Raw genomic sequence first — 16,104 nt, forward strand, 5'->3', positions numbered from 1 at the left:
TTCCCAGGTCTCAGGGGGCGCCGAAGCTGCGGTTTCGGGGCTCCTGATTCGCACAGGCAGACCACCGGTCCACGGGGTACCAGCCTATCAGCGCCCGGACGGGTCCGCCTCCGGCCACGCTGCCGGGCTGCCTCGCGACAGGCCCGGTGGGAGCGTCCTGCCTGGTCATCCGCAGGGTCACCCGTTCGGCCCAGCCACATTGTTCGCGGGCTTACGGAGATCACTTAGGGTGCCGTCATATCCTGCTCGGATAATCGCTGCACATCGCCCCCCGAGCAGTCCGGCAGACGGCGCGACCCCGCCGGCTTAAGGAATCATGGCTCGATGCGGGGGTTTCTCCACACGGGAGACCGCGCAACCGCGCATTGCAAGCGCCCTTCGGGGCGGACGTGGCCGTTCGACTGGAGATGCACGTGTCCGGGCGCATCGAGGATTACGCACTGATCGGGGACATGCAGACAGCCGCGCTGGTCTGCCGGGACGGATCGGTGGACTGGTTGTGTCTGCCACGTTTCGATTCCCATGCCGTCTTCGCGGGCATTCTCGGCACCGAGGACCACGGGTTCTGGCGGATCGGCCCGTCGTTCCCCTCCGGTGGTGAGGCGCCGGCGGCGAGCCGGCGCAGCTACCGCGGTGACTCGCTGGTGCTGGAATCGGAGTGGGACACCCCCCGCGGCACGGTCCGGGTGATCGATTTCATGCCGCCCCGCGAGGACCACGCCCCGCAGCTCATCCGCATCGTGGAGGGCGTCAGCGGGCGCGTGCGGATGCGCTCGGCGCTGCGCATGCGCTTCAGCTACGGCCGGGTCGTGCCCTGGGTGCACAAGGCCGACGGGCGCACGGTCGCCGTCGCCGGCCCCGACTCGGTCTGGCTGGACACCGACGCGCAGACCTACGGCGAGGACCTGACGACGTACTCCGACTTCACCGTCGGCCCGGGCGACCGGCGCGCGTTCTGCATCAGCTGGCAGCCCTCGCACCGCAACGCCCCGGAGTCCCCCGACGCCGAGGCGGCGCTGGAGGCCACCGCCGAGTTCTGGCGCGAGTGGGTCGAGCAGTGCACGTACCACGGGCCCTACCGGGAGGCGGTGATCCGCTCCCTGATCACCCTCAAGGCGCTCACGTACGCCCCGACGGGCGGGATCGTCGCCGCGCCGACCACCTCCCTCCCGGAGGAGATCGGCGGCGTCCGCAACTGGGACTACCGCTACACCTGGCTGCGGGACGCGGCGATCACCCTGTCCTCACTGCTGCGCACCGGCTACCGCGAGGAGGCCCGCGCCTGGCGCGAGTGGCTGCTGCGCGCGGTGGCCGGCGACCCGGAGAACCTGCAGATCATGTACGGGATCGCCGGCGAGCGCGAACTCGGCGAGACCGAACTCGACTGGCTGCCGGGGTACGAGAACTCCCGGCCGGTCCGCGTCGGCAACGGCGCCGCCGGCCAGCTCCAGCTCGACGTGTACGGCGAGGTCACCGAGGCCCTGCACCTGGGGCACATGACGGGCCTGGCCCGCAACGACTACGCCTCGCTGCTCCAGCTCAAGCTGATCCGCTACCTGGAGACCCACTGGGACCAGCCCGACGAGGGCATCTGGGAGGTACGCGGCCCGCGCCGGCACTTCGTGCACTCGAAGGTGATGGCCTGGGTGGCCGTGGACCGCACGATCAAGCTGATCGAGAGCGGCGACGCGGACGGCCCGCTGGAGCGGTGGCGCGAACTGCGCGACGAGATCCACGAGGACGTCTGCGAGAAGGGCTACGACAAGGAGCGCAACACCTTCACCCAGTCGTACGGGTCGAAGGAGCTCGACGCCTCGCTGCTGCTGATCCCCCAGATGGGCTTCCTGCCGCCGGACGACAAGCGGGTCATCGGCACCATCGAGGCGATCCAGCGGGAGCTGTCCACGCCCGACGGCTTCATCCTGCGCTACCCGACGTCCGGCGAGGAGGCCGGCGTCGACGGCCTCGCGGGCGACGAGGGGGCCTTCCTGGCGTGCTCGTTCTGGATGGCCGACGACCTCGCGATGATCGGCCGGGTCGACGAGGCCCGCCGGCTGTTCGAACGCCTGCTGGCCCTGCGCAACGACCTCGGGCTGCTGGCCGAGGAATGGGACCCGCGCCTCCAGCGCCAGGTCGGCAACTTCCCGCAGGCGTTCAGCCACGTCCCCCTGATCGACACCGCCCTGCGCCTGACGGCCAGCGGAGCGTACGGGGGCTGATGCGCAGTCCCGTTCGCCACTCTCGTGAGGCGACGGGCCGGGCCGTGTCCGATGGGTCAGCCGGATCAGTCGGGTCAGTTGTCTGACCGTCCCGGTCGTCCGGGCTCACCCGCCGCGCCGCCGCCAGCGGCGCCGCCTACGCTGGAATGGTCCTGCCGTCCTCCGGAACTCCGGAAGGAGGGGCACACCATGGCTCCCCTCTCCAAGGCGGGCACGGCGCTCGCCGCGCTCCGCGAGGATCTGTCCGGTGCCGTGTTCACCGCGGACGATCCCGGCTACGACGAGGCCCGCGCGCTCTTCAACGCGATGATCGACCGCAGACCCGCCGTCATCGCCCAGTGCGAGAGCGTCTCCGACGTGGCCACCACCGTCCGCTTCGCCCAGGAGCTGGACCTGCGCGTCGCGGTGCGCGGCGGCGGGCACAGCGTCGCCGGGATGTCCCTCAACGACGGCGGGGTGGTCGTGGACCTGCGCCGGATGCACGAGGTGACGGTCCATCCGGCGGCGAAGGCGGTACGGGCCCAGGGCGGGGCCACGATGAGCCACCTGGACCGGGCCTGCCAGCCGTACGGCCTGGCGACGACCGGCGGCCGGGCCTCCACCACGGGCCTGGGCGGCTACGTGCTCGGCGGCGGCTCCGGCTGGGTGGACCGCAAGTTCGGGCTGGCCGTGGACAACCTGCTGGGCGTCGAGCTGGTGACCGCCGACGGGCAGGTCATCGAGGCGACGGCGGAGGAGAACCCCGAGCTGTTCTGGGCCCTGCACGGCGGCGGCGGGAACTTCGGCGTCGCCACCTCGCTGACGCTGCGGCTGCACGACCTGCCGGTGTTCTCGGTGGCCATGGTGATGGCCCTGCCCGAGCACGGGCCGGCGCTGACCCGCGCGTACCGCGACATCATCGCCTCCGGTCCGGACGAGGCCGGTGGCGGGGTCCTCTACCTGACCGGGCCGCCGGCGGAGTTCATCCCGCCGCACCTGGTCGGCACCCTGCTCGCCGGCGCCCTCCTCACGTACACCGGGCCCGAGGAGGAGGTGCGCGCGCTCGCCGCGCCGCTGCTGGCGGTCCCGCACGAGGTGGAGATGGTCACCGCCCTGCCGTACGCGGACTTCCAGTGCCAGTTCGACGACCCGCCCGACCTGCGCAACTACTGGTCCGCCGAGTACCTGAACGAGGCCCCGGACGAACTGCTCGACGTGTTCTGCGCCCGGGCGGACTCCATGCCGGTGCCGTCGGGCTGCCAGCACGTCCTGTTCCCGCAGGGCGGCGCGATCGCGGCGGGCCCCTCCGAGTGGCCGGTCCCGTACCGCGGGGCGCCCTGGGCCGTGCACCCGTTCGGGATCTGGGAGGACCCGGCGGACGACGCCCGCGCCATCCAGTGGGTCCGCGACACCCGGACCGACGTCCAGCCCTGGAGCACCGGCGCGGTGTACCTCAACTTCACCGGCGACGAGGGCCCCGAGCGGGTGGTCGCCGGGCTCGGCTCGGACAACCTGGCCCGGCTGGCCGCGGTGAAGCGGGAGTACGACCCGGACAACGTGTTCCGCTACAACCACAACATCACCCCGGCCTGACCCCCTGGTAGCGTCCCGCGACATGGACAACCAGGGCGGCATCACCGTTCAGCGGGCGCTGGAACTGCCGGGACTGCGCGGTGGCCTGCCCGAGGTGGTGGCCTGCGCCGACCGCCTCGGCCGGACCGTGCGCTGGGTGCACGCGGGCGAGGTCCCCAACATCGCCTCCCTCCTCAAGGGCGGCGAGCTGCTGCTGACCACCGGCCTCGGCCTCGGCACCCGGCCGGCCGAACAGCGCGCCTTCGTACGCCGCCTCGCCGACCGGGGGATCGCCGCGCTGGTCGTGGAGCTGGGCCCGCGCTTCACCCGGCTCCCGGCGACCCTCGTCGAGACGGCGCGGGCGGCGGGGCTGCCGCTGGTCCAGCTGCACCGGGAAGTCCCCTTCGTGGCGGTGACGGAGGAGGTCCACACCGAGATCGTCAACCACCACTACGCGCTGCTCCAGCGGGCCGAGGAGGTCCACCGGCGCTGTACGGAGGCCCTGCTGGGCGGCGGCGGCATCCCGCAGGTGCTGCGGATCCTGGCGGACTTCACCGCGAACCCGGTGTTCCTGGAGACCCCCGACGGGCAACTGCTGTACGGGGCCGGCCCGGTCTCCGGGGAGGCCGCCGCGGACCCGCTCCAGGTGTGGGAGGGCCTGCGGGGGCAGCGCGAGGCGGAGCCGTCGGCCAACACGGTGGTCATCGACGTCCCCGGCGGCGGGCACGGCACGGGATCGGTCCGCGCGCGGGTCGTCCTGGTCGGGGTCTCGGCGCCGCTGCAGCCGGTGCACCGGATGGCGGCGGAGCGGACGGCGGGGGTGCTGGCCGTCGTACTGATGCAGGCGCGGCAGGAGGACGAGCTGGCGGCGCGCGGGCGCGGGGACTTCCTCACGGACCTGGCGGAGGGCCGCATCTCGGCCGAGGACGCACCGGCGCAGGCACGCGTCCTGGGCTTCAAACCGGGCTCCGGACCGCTCCTGCCGGTGGTCATGCGGCTGTCCTCGGACCTCGGGCCTTCGGGCAACTGGGCCGTCCTGGCCCGGGCGGTCCTGGAGGAGCTCTCCTCGGTCGGGGTCCCCGTCCTCCTCGGGGTCCGCCCGGTGGAGGGCCGGGTGCCGCTGCTGATCTCGCTCCGCGCGGAATCGGAGCGCACGACGGTCGCGGACCGGGTCGCGGCGGCGCTGCGGGCGGGCGTGGAGCGGGCCGGCCTGGACCGGGCCGCCGCCCCGCCGGCGGTGGTGGTCGGCGTCGCGGGCGGCTGGGCGGCGGCTTCCGCGGGGCTGCGCCACGCCGCCGAGACGGCGACGGCCGCCCACGGCCTGCCGGCCCGGCCCTGGTACGACGCGCGGCGCCTGGACATCGACCTGCTGCTGTGGCGGCTGCGGGAGCATCCCGACCTCGCGGCGTTCGTGGACCGCGCGATCGGCCCGCTCCGGGTGCACGACACCACCTCGCGGCCGCCGCTGCTCCCGACCCTGGAGACGTACCTGGCCCACGCGGGCCGCAAGGCGGAGACGGCGCGCGAGCTCCACCTGAACCGCCAGACGCTGTACAACCGGCTGGCCCGCATCGCGGAGCTGCTGGGCACGGACCTCGACGACCCGGAGACGGTCCTCTCCCTGAGCCTCGCGCTGCGCGCCCGCCGCCACACGACCTCCTGACGCCGCCCGGGGCGCCGCCCGGGCGGAACCCCGGGGCGCCCCGCCCGGGTCAGAACCTGTCGACTTCCTTGCCCTCGGGGACCTGGTAGCAGCCGGAGACGACGGTCAGGCTCAGCTTCGGCGGGTCGTTCTTCTTCATCTGGACGACGCTGACGCTGTACTTCTTCTCGGTGTTGTCCGCGGTGAGGTTGAGGTTCTTGTTCTGGCTCGTGTCCGGCTCGTACCGGACGACCTTCCAGCCGTGCTTGGGCAGTTCGGCCTTGAGCCGCTCCATCGCCTCGTCGAGCTGGTCGGCCGAGGCCGGGTAGAAGCTCCACGGGTGGAAGACCTTGAAGTACGTGGCCGGGTCCTTGCCCTCGCACTCCATGACGCCGGAACGGCTCTCGGAGCCCTTCCCCTTGACCCCGATCAGGTCGTAGAGCTCGCTCGACGCCTTCTCCACGGCGGCGGCCGCGTCGCGCGAGGTGCTGGTGCCCACGAGGGGGGCTTCGGCCGAGTCGGCGGAGCCGGAGGGGGCGGAGGAGCCGGAGGAGTCGTTCATGCCGCATCCAGTGAGGGTGATGAGGGCCAGGGACACGAGGAGCGCCGGGGCGCCCGGTTTGATCTTCAAATCGGGAGTCTCAATCGTCGGTCGGACCGGGGAGCGGGAATGCCTTACTTCACGTGCTCCCAGTGGTTCGGAGGCGGCTTCAGGGTCACGTTCTCACCGTGGCCCGCCACGACCTGACCCTGGTTGCGCAGGCTCTCGGACCCCTCCTTCCAGTATTCGCTGTGGCCGGAGACGTTGCTGCCGGTGGTCATCTGGTTCGCCCCGAACACCTCGTCGCTGGGGATCCGCCACGGACCGTCCCAGTCGGTGCCGCCGTGCCCGAAGCGGCCGATGTCCGGTACCGGGTCGCCGTCGGCCTCCTGGTTCCAGACGTGCCCCTTGGGCACGTCCAGCTGCTCCGCCTTGGGCACCTGGACGCCCGGGCTGCCCGCGGTGATGATGTCGTCCGCGTTCAGGTCTCCCTGCCGGGCCGCCGATCCGATGAGGGTCGTCCCGTACGAGTGGCCGATCGCGGTGCGGTGCGGGTCCGAGTCGCCGGTGTGCGAGGCGTCGAGGCCGTCCATGAACCGGTTGAAGGCCGGGGCCCCGTCGTTGGCGTAGTGGCTGAACGGCGAGTCCTTGACGATGTCCTGCGGGGCGTCGTAGCCGAGCCAGGTGATCGTGGAGACCGGCTTGCCGTCCGCCGCGTCGGTGGCCGTGCGCCAGACGTTCTCCATGCGCCCGATGTCCCCGCCGATGCTCCCCAGGTTCGAGGTCGTGCCCGGTACGTAGACGGCCTGGTGGACGGCCGTGTCCGGGTTCCCGTTGGCGACGATCGCGCGGCCGTTGCCTTCCGGGCTGAAGCCGAGCAGGTACGCCTCGGGCAGGTCGTTCAGCCCCGTCGCGTCGAACCGCTTCTGGATGCTCTCCATCCCGTGGAGGGAGGTCTTCAGGTGCCGGTACTCGTCGCCGTACTTCTTGTCCCACTCCATCCATTCGTCGGTGTGCACCTTGGAGGGGTACATCCCGGCGGTGATCCACGTCCACTCGTTGGCGGGCGGCTTGGGGATGCCGTTCAGCGTCGTCTGGTACGTGCCCCGCTTCTCGTCGAAGACCGTGCGGTTGGCCTCGTCGCGGGTCGTCGCGGGCAGGCCGTCGAGCCCGCCGACGGCGTCCGGGCGGAGCGAGATCCACGCTGCCTGCTGGCCCGCGTCGAGCCCCTTCCACCAGTCCGCGTTGGCCTGCGGGCTGCCGTCCTTGGGGGGCTGCGGCAGCGAGTCCAGGTAGTGCCGGCCCGCCCCGCTGACGCCCTCCGCGTCCTTCCCGACGTCCGCCCAGTCCCCGTCGGAGACGACCAGGTCGTCGTCCGCCTTGAGCCCCCGCAGCTGAGGCGCCCACTTCTGGTCCGCCTCGGTGGCCTCCCGCACCGCCTCCGCGATGCGGTTGGCGATGTCCTGGGCGAGCGCGTAGTTCGGGTTCGGGTCGAAGTTGCCGGCCTGCCGCTGGAGCGCACGGGCCTGCTCGGACAGGGTGCCGTTCGCCGAGCCGGGCCCGGGCGGCGAGCCGCCGGGGTTCTCGCCCGCCGCCGGATAGGACACCGAACCGTCGGCGCCCACCGTGAACTTCCGCTCGGCTGCCTCCGACAGCGCCTGCTCCAGCTTCTTCTGCGCGGGGCGCACGTCGGCCGCGAAGGCGTTCAGGGCGGTGCCCACCAGGCCGCACTCGACCTGGACGTAGTGGAAGTCCTGCGCCACCTCACGCAGCTGGGTGACCGCGGCGTCGACCGCCTTGCCCTTGAGGGCCTTCTGCATCTGGGCCGTGATCCGCTGCTCCAGCGCGTCCTTGGCCTGGCTCGCCATGTCACTGGCCGAGCGGTACCCGGTCGCCGCCTCCTCGAACTCGTGCGGCTTGAAGGTCTTCAGTGCCTCGATGTCCATGGCTCAGGTCACCTTTCCTGACCGCCGGTGGCCGGGGTGTCCTGGTAGTGCTTCGCCAGCTCGGTGAAGAGGCCCTTGAGGTTGTCGTCGGTCAGGAACAGATCGTTGCCCGCCCGCTCCAGCTTGCCCTGCAAGGCGGTGCACCGGCCGGACAGCGCCTCCAGGTACGTCTTCCAGCTCGTGTACACCTCGGACTGCGCGCCCGCGCTCTCCACGCCCTTGGCGGCGAGGCCCGTCTGGCCGGTTTCGAGACCGGTCAGCGCCTTCTTCACGTCGCCGGCCAGGCCGCCGACCGCGGTGCCCGCCGCCGTCCACGCGGGCCTGGTGGACTGCACGTCAGCGTCCCCGCCTCCGCCGCCGTCCGCGGCGGGGACGCTGGCGAGCCGCATGCCGGGCTCACCCGAAGCGCCGCCCCTCAGACGCGCCCATTCCTCCTCGAACGAACCCACCCGGTTCCCCCTTGCATGTACCCGTCACAGGATTCCCGGGGGCAACCCTACGCAAGGGCCTTCCCGGGGACGCCAGGAGGTGGCCCCCCGGGAGCGTCAGCGGGGCCGGCGTTCCATCAGCTCGTCGTAGACCGCCAGGACCTGCGCCACCGTGTCGTCCTCCGACGGCCACGTCGCCGCCTGCGCCCGGCCCGCCGCGGCGAGTTCGGCGCGCCGGGCCGGGTCACCGAGCAGCCCGGCGACCGCCGCGGACAGCGCGCCCCGGTCCCCGTACGGCACCAGCACCGCCGCGTCCCTGACCAGCTCGGGTACGCCCCCCACCGCCGTGGCCACCAACGCCACCCCGGCCCGCAGCGCCTCCTGCGCGAGCAGCGAGCGGCCCTCCCAACGGCTCGTCAGCACCGCGACGTCCGCCGCCGCCAGCAGCTCCGCCGCGTCCCGGCGCCGGCCCAGCAGCCGCACCGGCAGCGCCTCCAGCTCGATCCGCCGGGCCAGTTCGTCCCGTTGCGGCCCCTCCCCCGCGATCACCAGCAGCGGTACCGGGTCCAGTCCCCGCCACTCCCGCGCCGCGTCCAGCAGTACGGAGTAGCCCCGCCGCGGCACCAGACTGCCGACCGCGATCACCAGCGGCCTCTCCACCGCCCCGAGTTCCGCCCGTGCCTTCCCCGGATCCGCGGCGGTGGCCGCCACCGGCCCCGGGGCGGCCACCGCCGCGAGCCGCGCGTCCCGCGCACCGCGCAGCCGTGCCAGGTCCACCTGGTCCGACGAGGACCCCAGGACCACCGCCGCCGCCCGCGCCACCCGCCGCTCCAGCAGCCGGCTCAGCCGCCCCAGCGCGCCCCCGGCCTCCGGGGCGCCGTGCCAGGACACCACCAGCGGCGCCCGGTGCCCGCGCAGCGCCAGCGAGGCCCGCAGCCCGGCCCGTACGCCGTGCGCGTGCACCACGTCCGCCCCGGCGCACGCCGCCCGCAGCGCGCTCACCGCGTCCGGCGCGAACGAGGCCCCGGCGCCGGTGAAGTCGTACTCCCTCTCCGCCTCGGCGGGGGCGCACACGGTGACCCGCACCCCGCGCGCGGCGAGCCCGGTCGCGAGCGACCGCACGTGCGTACCACTGCCCGCGCCGACGCCGTCGAGCACTTGCACGGTGCGCAGCGGCGTCCGCCCGTACGGCGGGGCCTGGGCGGGTACCGGGACCGGGGAGCTGCTCACGGGCCGAAGCTCCTGGGTGAGGGAGGGAGGCAGAGACGACGCCCAGAATGCCAGTCCGCACGCGCGTTCCGGGACCATACGGGTGCGTATCCCGTACGAGATACCGCGAGACGCCCCCCAGCCTCACCCACAAGGACTACCCCCGCCCACCCCGACGCCCTGTCAGAGGCCCCTGGGATCCTTGCCGTCAACGGACGCGGTCCGGCGACTACCACGAGGGCGGATACGGGCGGATGGGCCGGCCCCGGCTCATGGAGGAGTTCCACGTGCCCCCGGCTGACGCGGGCCGGGGGCCGGGTGTCGGCGGTTATGCGTCCGCGCGGGCCGCCGCGAGGAGTTCTTCGGCATGGGCCCGGGCGGTCTCCGAGTCCTCCTGGCCGGCCAGCATCCGGGACAGTTCGCGGATGCGGTCCTCGCCCTCCAGGACGGTGACGCCGCTTCGGGTCACGGCCCCGTCGACGGTCTTCTCCACGAGGAGCTGCCGGTCGGCGAACGCGGCCACCTGCGGAAGGTGCGTGACGACCACGACCTGCGCCGACTTGGCCAGCTTCGCGAGCCGCCGGCCGACCTCGACCGCCGCCTTGCCGCCGACGCCCGCGTCGACCTCGTCGAAGAGGTACGTCGGCACGGGGTCGGAGCCCGCGAACACGACCTCCACCGCCAGCATCACCCGGGACAGCTCACCGCCCGAGGCGCCCTTGGCGATCGGCCGCGGCTGGGCACCCGGGTGCGGGGCCAGCAGCAGTTCGACCTCGTCGGCGCCCGAGGGGCCGTACGCCACGTCGCGGCCGCCGACCTCGACGCCGTCGGTACCCTCGGCGGACTCGGTCTGGCGGATGTCGAAGGTGACCCGCGCGTGCGGCATCGCCAGCGAGGCCAGCTCCTGCGTCACGGCGGACGCGAACCGTGCGGCCGCCTCCACCCGGGCGTCGGTCAACGCCTGCGCCAGCTGCGAGAGTTCCTCGCGCAGCCCGTCGCGCTCGGCGGTGAGTTCGGTGATCCGCCCGTCGTCGCCGTCGAGTTCCAGCAGCCGCGCCGAACCCCGCTGGGCCCACTCCAGTACGGAGTCGATCGAATCGCCGTACTTGCGGGTCAGCTGCGTCAGCGCCGCCCGGCGCTCCTCCACTGCGGCGAGCCGCAGCGGATCGGCGTCCAGGTCGTCGGCGTACCCGGCCAGTTCCCCGGCCACGTCGCCGAGCAGGATGCCCAGCTCCCCGATCCGCTCGGCGAGCGCGCCGAGGGCCGGGTCGTGCGACCGTACGGATTCCAGTGCCCGGTGGGCGCCCGCGACCAGGGTGTTCGCGTCGATGCCCTCGGGGTCCTCCGGATTGCCGGCCAGGGCCGCGTGCGCGAGCTGCGCCGCCGAGGCCAGCCCCTCCGCGTGCCCGAGCCGTTCGGCCTCGGCCGCGAGTTCGGTGTCCTCGCCGGCCAGCGGCTCCACGGCGGCGATCTCCTCCAGCCCGAAGCGCAGCAGGTCCGCCTCCTGGGCCCGCTCCCGGGCCCGGGTGGTGATCTCCTCCAGTTCGGCGGCGACCGCGCGCAGCCGCCGGTAGGCGCCCGCGTACTTCTCCAGGGGGACGGCGACGGCGTTCCCGGCGTACCGGTCGAGGGCCTGGCGCTGCCGGGCGGGCCGCAGCAGCCCCTGCTGGTCGGTCTGCCCGTGGACGGCGACCAGGTCGTCGGCGAGTTCGGCGAGCAGCCCGACGGGCACGGAGCGGCCGCCGACGTGGGCGCGCGAGCGCCCCTCGGCGGACACCGTCCGGCTGATCAGCAGGGCGCCGTCGTCGAGCTCGGCCCCGGCTTCCTCGGCGCGTACGGCGGCGGCCGCGTCGGGACGCATGACGAGGCGGCCCTCCACGACGGCCGCCTTCGCGCCGATCCGTACCAGGGCCGGGTCGGCGCGGCCGCCGAGCAGCAGCCCGAGGCTGGTGACGACCATGGTCTTGCCCGCGCCGGTCTCGCCGGTCACCGCGGTGAAACCGGGCGACAGCTCGACCACCGCGTCGTCGATGACACCGAGCGACCGTATCCGCATCTCCTCAAGCACGGGACGACGATACCGAGGTTGACCGGTGCCATGTGACGTCACCCTTGGAGAGTTCCCCGAACGGATGTGCTAATGCGGTGCCCCGCGCCACCCCGACACGGGCAGCGCGAACTTCGCGACGAGCCGGTCCGTGAACGAGGCGTGGTGCAGCCGGGCGAGCCGTACCGGCACCGCGCCCCGGCGGACCTCCACCCGCGCGCCCGACGGCAGCTCCAGCGTCCGCCGCCCGTCGCACCACAGCACCCCGTGCGGGGTGCCGGTCTGCACCTCCACCGCCAGCACCGAGTCCGGCGAGGTCACCAGCGGCTTCGCGAACAGCGCGTGCGCGCTGATCGGAACCATCAGCAGCGCCTCCACCTCCGGCCAGACCACCGGCCCGCCCGCCGAGAAGGCGTACGCCGTCGAGCCCGTCGGCGTGGCGCAGACGATCCCGTCGCAGCCGAAGCCGGACACCGGGCGCCCGTCGACCTCCAGGACCACCTCCAGCATCCGCTCCGGGGACACCTTCTGGACGGCCGCCTCGTTCAGCGCCCAGTCCTGGTGGACGACGTCCCCGTTGGTCCGCACGATCACGTCGAGGGTCATCCGCTCCTCGACCTCGTACTCGCGCGTCACCACCCGGTCGACGACCTTGTCCAGGTCGTCCCGCTCCGCCTCGGCGAGGAACCCCACCCGGCCCAGGTTGACGCCGAGCATCGGCACCCCCGAGCCGCGCGCGAACTCCGCGCCGCGCAGCAGGGTGCCGTCCCCGCCCAGCACGATCAACAGCTCACAGCCGTCGAACACCTCGGGCGTGCACTCGTCGACGAGCTCCACCTCGGGCGGCAGCGGCAGGTCCGCGGCCTCGTACCGCAGGACCCGCACCCCCAGTCCGCTGCGCAGCAGGCCCCGTACGACCAGCTCGGCGCTCCGGATGGCCGCCGGCCGCCCGGTGTGCGCGAGCAGGAAGACTGTGCGGCCCTCCGCGGCCCCCGTCTCCGAAGCCCGTTCCTCTGAAGTCCGTTCCCCCACAGAATCTGTCACTGAGGCCCCTCCGCCACTGCACGGTCAACTTCCGCCGGGTCGAGCGCCGGTGCCCCCGCCCTAAGCCACAGAAAGTACTCGACGTTGCCCGAGGGCCCCGGCAGCGGACTCGCCGTCACCCCGGCCACGCCCAGTCCCGACTTCCACGCCTGCGCCGCGACGTCCCGTACCGCCTCGGCCCGCAGCTCGGGGCTGCGGACCACTCCGCCGCTGCCCAGACGCTCCTTGCCGACCTCGAACTGCGGCTTGACCATCAGCACCAGATCGGCGTCCGGGGCGCAGCAGCGCACCAGTGCGGGCAGGACGAGCCCGATGGAGATGAAGGACAGGTCTCCGACGACCAGGTCGGCCGGTACCCCGTCGATCAGCTCCACGGTGAGTTCGCGGACGTTCGTCCGGTCCTTGACGGTGACCCGCTCGTCGCTCTGCAGCGACCAGGCGAGCTGTCCGTAGCCGACGTCGACGGCGACGACGTGGGCCACGCCCGCGCGCAGCAGCACGTCGGTGAAGCCGCCCGTCGAGGCCCCGGCGTCCAGCGCCCGGCGGCCCTCGACGACGAGCCCCTGCGGCCGGAAGGCCGCGAGGGCGCCCGCCAGCTTGTGGCCGCCGCGCGAGACGTAGTCGGGGTCGCTGTCGTCCTTGAGGACCACGAGGGCCGCGCTGGTCTCGACCTGGGTGGCCGGCTTGGTCGCGGTGGCGCCGCCGACGGTCACCCGGCCCGCGGCGATCAGCTGGGCCGCGTGCTCGCGCGAGCGGGCCATGCTGCGGCGTACCAGTTCGGCGTCCAGGCGGCGTCGTGCCACTCCTGCCACGTTCGGTTCAGCTCCTGTTTTCGTACGGTCCGGGGACGGGCGGTGCGTCCAGCGCGGTCAGCGCGTCGCGCAGTCCCCTGTGCACATCCTCGTACACCTCGACGTGCCCGTCCGCCGTGAGGTGGTCGGCGTCGGCCAGCCGCTCCAGGCGCGCGTCCACCCCGGCGTGGCCGGTGGGGGTGCGTACGAGGCCCAACGGCACGGGCGCCGCGGGCGCCGCGAGGTCCTCGGGCTCCTCGGGGACGTCCGGAGCGGATGCGGGCACTTCGTCGGTCATGCCCCGACGCTACCCCGTAGCGCGCCGCGACCACACACGGCTCTGCGGTACGGTCGTGATCACGATGGCTACGATCGAGGAGTGCCGCGAAGCACTCGACCAACTCTCCGGCAACCTGGCGCGGGCCGACGGCGACGTGCGCGGCGCGGCCGCGCTCGACCGCTCCCTGAGCTGCCACATCACCGACCTGGACCAGACCTTCACCGGCCGCCTCGAAGGCGGCCGGATCCGGGTCGACGCGGTCGCGCCCGGCCCGCCCGCCGCCAAGGCCGAGATCCGGCTGGCGATGACGGGCGACGACCTGGTGGCGATGGTGGCGGGCGAGCTGAAGTTCGCCAAGGCCTGGGCCTCCGGCCGGGTCAGGCTGGAGGCCGGCTTCCGCGACCTGCTGCGGCTCAAGAGCCTGCTCTGACCCCTCAGGCCCCTCAGGCCCCTCTGACCCCTCAGGCCCTCAGACCTCTCAGACGGAGGTCCTCGCCCGAGCCTGCCGGGCTGCCGGGATCACCAGCGGGGTCCCCGTCTCGGGGTCGTCGATGACCTGGCAGCGCAGCCCGAACACCTTCTCCACCAGCTCCGCGGTGACCACCTCGGCCGGCGGCCCCTCGGCGATGACCTCGCCGCCCCGCAGCGCGATCAGGTGCGTGGCGTAGCGGGCGGCGTGGTTGAGGTCGTGCAGCACGGCGACCAGGGTCCGGCCCTGGTTCTCGTGCAGCTCGGCGCACAGGTCCAGCACGTCCAGCTGGTGCTGGATGTCCAGGTAGGTCGTGGGCTCGTCGAGCAGCAGCAGCGGCGTCTGCTGGGCGAGCGCCATCGCGATCCACACGCGCTGGCGCTGCCCGCCCGACAGCTCGTCCACGGCCCGGTCGGCGAGTTCGGCGACCCCGGTGGAGGCCATCGACTCGTGGACGATCCGCTCGTCCTCCTGCGACCACTGGCGCAGCAGCCCCTGGTGCGGGTAGCGACCGCGCGAGACCAGGTCGGAGACGGTGATGCCGTCCGGGGCGATCGAGGACTGCGGGAGCAGCCCGAGGGTCTTGGCGACCTTCTTCGCGGGCAGCGACCCGATGGCCTGCCCGTCCAGCAGCACCCGGCCGGCGGACGGCTTCAGCATCCGCGACAGGGCGCGCAGCAGCGTGGACTTGCCGCACGCGTTGGGACCGACGATCACCGTGAAGGAGTTGTCGGGTATCTCCACCGAGAGGTTCTCGGCGATGACCCGCTGGTCGTAGCCGAGGGTCACGTTCTCCGCGGTCAGCCGCTGCACTTGGGTACTCCTAGGGTTTACGAGCCCGGCGGCCGATTCCGCCCCGCTCACGGTCGCGCTCATATCCGTCCCGCCTTGCGCTCGGTGACGAGCAGCCACAGCAGGTACACACCGCCGACGAGCCCCGTCACCACGCCCACCGGAAGCTGGTCGGCGCCGAAGGCCCGCTGCGAGGCCCAGTCGGACAGCATCAGCAGGACGGCGCCCATCAGGGCCGCGGTCAGCAGCCCCGCCCCGGGCGAACGGGTCAGCCGCCGGGCCAGCTGCGGCGCGGCCAGCGCGACGAAGCTGATGGGCCCGGCCGCGGCGCTCGCCGCCGTGGTCAGCAGGATCCCCGCCACCATCAGCAGCAGCCGGGTCCGCTCCACCCGCACGCCCAGGGCGTGCGCGGCGTCGTCGCCCATCTCCATCATCCGCAGGGCCCGGCCCTGGCCGAGGACCAGCGGGAAGAGTACGGCGCAGGCCGCCAGCAGCGGCCACACCTGCCCCCAGTCCCGGCCGGCCAGCGAGCCGGTCAGCCAGACCATCGCCCGGGTGGCCTCGACGAGCTGGGCTTTCGTCAGGAGGTACTGGATCACCGCGACGAGCATCGCGGAGGCTCCGATGCCGACGAGCACCAGCCGGTAGCCGTTGATGCCCCGCTTGTACGCGAGCACGTACACGGCGAGGCCGGCGATCAGGCCGCCGACCAGGGCGCCGAGCGCCACCTCGGTGGCGCCGCCCTTGAACACGATGATGACGACGAGCGCGCCGACCGCCGACCCGTACCCGAAGCCGAGCAGGTCCGGGGAGCCGAGCGGGTTGCGCGAGACGGACTGGAAGACGGCGCCGGACATCCCGAGGGAGGCGCCGACCAGCAGTGCGACCAGGACGCGCGGCAGTCGCAGGTCGTTGACGATGAAGTCGTTGGCGGGGGTGCCGTTGCCCAGCAGGGTCTGCACGACGTCCGCCGGGGCTATCTGGAAGTCGCCGGTCCCGATGAGTACCACGGCCAGCGCGAGCGCCGCCACGGCGAGCAGCAGCCCGACGGCGAGCGCGCGCCGTTCCAGACGCAGGGATACGCCGCCGGGGATCCGCAGCGGCCGGGGCCCGGCGGGCCGGCCCGCCCGGAGTTTCGTGGGCAC

14 protein-coding genes are annotated in these 16,104 nt (G+C 73.3%); 4 read left to right on the forward strand and 10 right to left on the reverse strand.

Annotated features, from left to right (window positions below):
- Positions 1 to 407 precede the first annotated feature (407 nt).
- From EES41_RS09860 to EES41_RS09870, 3 genes are all read left to right on the forward strand, one after another.
- On the forward strand, positions 408 to 2,219 hold the full coding sequence (locus EES41_RS09860; protein ID WP_123077343.1) for a glycoside hydrolase family 15 protein: 1,812 nt from the start codon (positions 408 to 410) through the stop codon (positions 2,217 to 2,219).
- Positions 2,220 to 2,408: 189 nt separating this feature from the next.
- Positions 2,409 to 3,791, forward strand: a complete 1,383-nt coding sequence (locus EES41_RS09865) for an FAD-binding oxidoreductase (RefSeq protein WP_123077345.1) — start codon at positions 2,409 to 2,411, stop codon at positions 3,789 to 3,791.
- Between the two features lie 22 nt (positions 3,792 to 3,813).
- Positions 3,814 to 5,433, forward strand: a complete 1,620-nt coding sequence (locus EES41_RS09870) for a PucR family transcriptional regulator (protein ID WP_123077347.1) — start codon at positions 3,814 to 3,816, stop codon at positions 5,431 to 5,433.
- A 49-nt stretch (positions 5,434 to 5,482) separates the two neighbouring features.
- Here EES41_RS09870 and EES41_RS09875 read toward each other — a convergent pair whose 3' ends face one another.
- The 8 genes from EES41_RS09875 to EES41_RS09910 form a co-directional block, all read right to left on the reverse strand.
- On the reverse strand, positions 5,483 to 6,043 hold the full coding sequence (locus tag EES41_RS09875; RefSeq protein WP_123077349.1) for a hypothetical protein: 561 nt from the start codon (positions 6,041 to 6,043) through the stop codon (positions 5,483 to 5,485).
- Between the two features lie 44 nt (positions 6,044 to 6,087).
- Positions 6,088 to 7,899 (reverse strand): alpha/beta hydrolase, encoded by a 1,812-nt coding sequence (locus EES41_RS09880; RefSeq protein ID WP_123077351.1) that lies wholly within the window; start codon positions 7,897 to 7,899, stop codon positions 6,088 to 6,090.
- Positions 7,900 to 7,907: 8 nt separating this feature from the next.
- Positions 7,908 to 8,348 (reverse strand): hypothetical protein, encoded by a 441-nt coding sequence (locus EES41_RS09885; protein WP_164495800.1) that lies wholly within the window; start codon positions 8,346 to 8,348, stop codon positions 7,908 to 7,910.
- A 96-nt stretch (positions 8,349 to 8,444) separates the two neighbouring features.
- Positions 8,445 to 9,557, reverse strand: a complete 1,113-nt coding sequence (locus EES41_RS09890) for a glycosyltransferase family 4 protein (protein ID WP_254211393.1) — start codon at positions 9,555 to 9,557, stop codon at positions 8,445 to 8,447.
- Positions 9,558 to 9,864: 307 nt separating this feature from the next.
- Positions 9,865 to 11,592, reverse strand: a complete 1,728-nt coding sequence (gene recN / locus EES41_RS09895; protein WP_123077358.1) for a DNA repair protein RecN — start codon at positions 11,590 to 11,592, stop codon at positions 9,865 to 9,867.
- 81 nt (positions 11,593 to 11,673) lie between these two features.
- The gene (locus EES41_RS09900) at positions 11,674 to 12,615 is read right to left on the reverse strand and encodes an NAD kinase (protein WP_123077360.1); all 942 of its coding nucleotides are present in this window, start codon (positions 12,613 to 12,615) and stop codon (positions 11,674 to 11,676) included.
- Positions 12,616 to 12,623: 8 nt separating this feature from the next.
- Positions 12,624 to 13,439 carry a TlyA family RNA methyltransferase gene (locus EES41_RS09905; protein ID WP_008742731.1) on the reverse strand — a complete coding sequence of 272 codons (816 nt, stop codon included), beginning with the start codon at positions 13,437 to 13,439 and terminating at the stop codon, positions 12,624 to 12,626.
- A 7-nt stretch (positions 13,440 to 13,446) separates the two neighbouring features.
- Positions 13,447 to 13,716, reverse strand: a complete 270-nt coding sequence (locus EES41_RS09910) for a hypothetical protein (protein ID WP_123077362.1) — start codon at positions 13,714 to 13,716, stop codon at positions 13,447 to 13,449.
- Between the two features lie 64 nt (positions 13,717 to 13,780).
- Between EES41_RS09910 and EES41_RS09915 the strand changes: the two genes are divergently transcribed.
- The gene (locus EES41_RS09915) at positions 13,781 to 14,128 is read left to right on the forward strand and encodes an SCP2 sterol-binding domain-containing protein (protein ID WP_037799459.1); all 348 of its coding nucleotides are present in this window, start codon (positions 13,781 to 13,783) and stop codon (positions 14,126 to 14,128) included.
- Positions 14,129 to 14,176: 48 nt separating this feature from the next.
- Here EES41_RS09915 and EES41_RS09920 read toward each other — a convergent pair whose 3' ends face one another.
- On the reverse strand, positions 14,177 to 15,043 hold the full coding sequence (locus EES41_RS09920; RefSeq protein WP_123077364.1) for an ABC transporter ATP-binding protein: 867 nt from the start codon (positions 15,041 to 15,043) through the stop codon (positions 14,177 to 14,179).
- The gene (locus tag EES41_RS09925; RefSeq protein ID WP_164496100.1) at positions 15,040 to 16,104 is read right to left on the reverse strand and encodes an iron chelate uptake ABC transporter family permease subunit; all 1,065 of its coding nucleotides are present in this window, start codon (positions 16,102 to 16,104) and stop codon (positions 15,040 to 15,042) included. Before EES41_RS09925 ends, EES41_RS09920 begins: the two co-directional genes overlap by 4 nt.

Source organism: Streptomyces sp. ADI95-16 (assembly GCF_003721495.1).
GTDB lineage: Bacteria > Actinomycetota > Actinomycetes > Streptomycetales > Streptomycetaceae > Streptomyces > Streptomyces goshikiensis.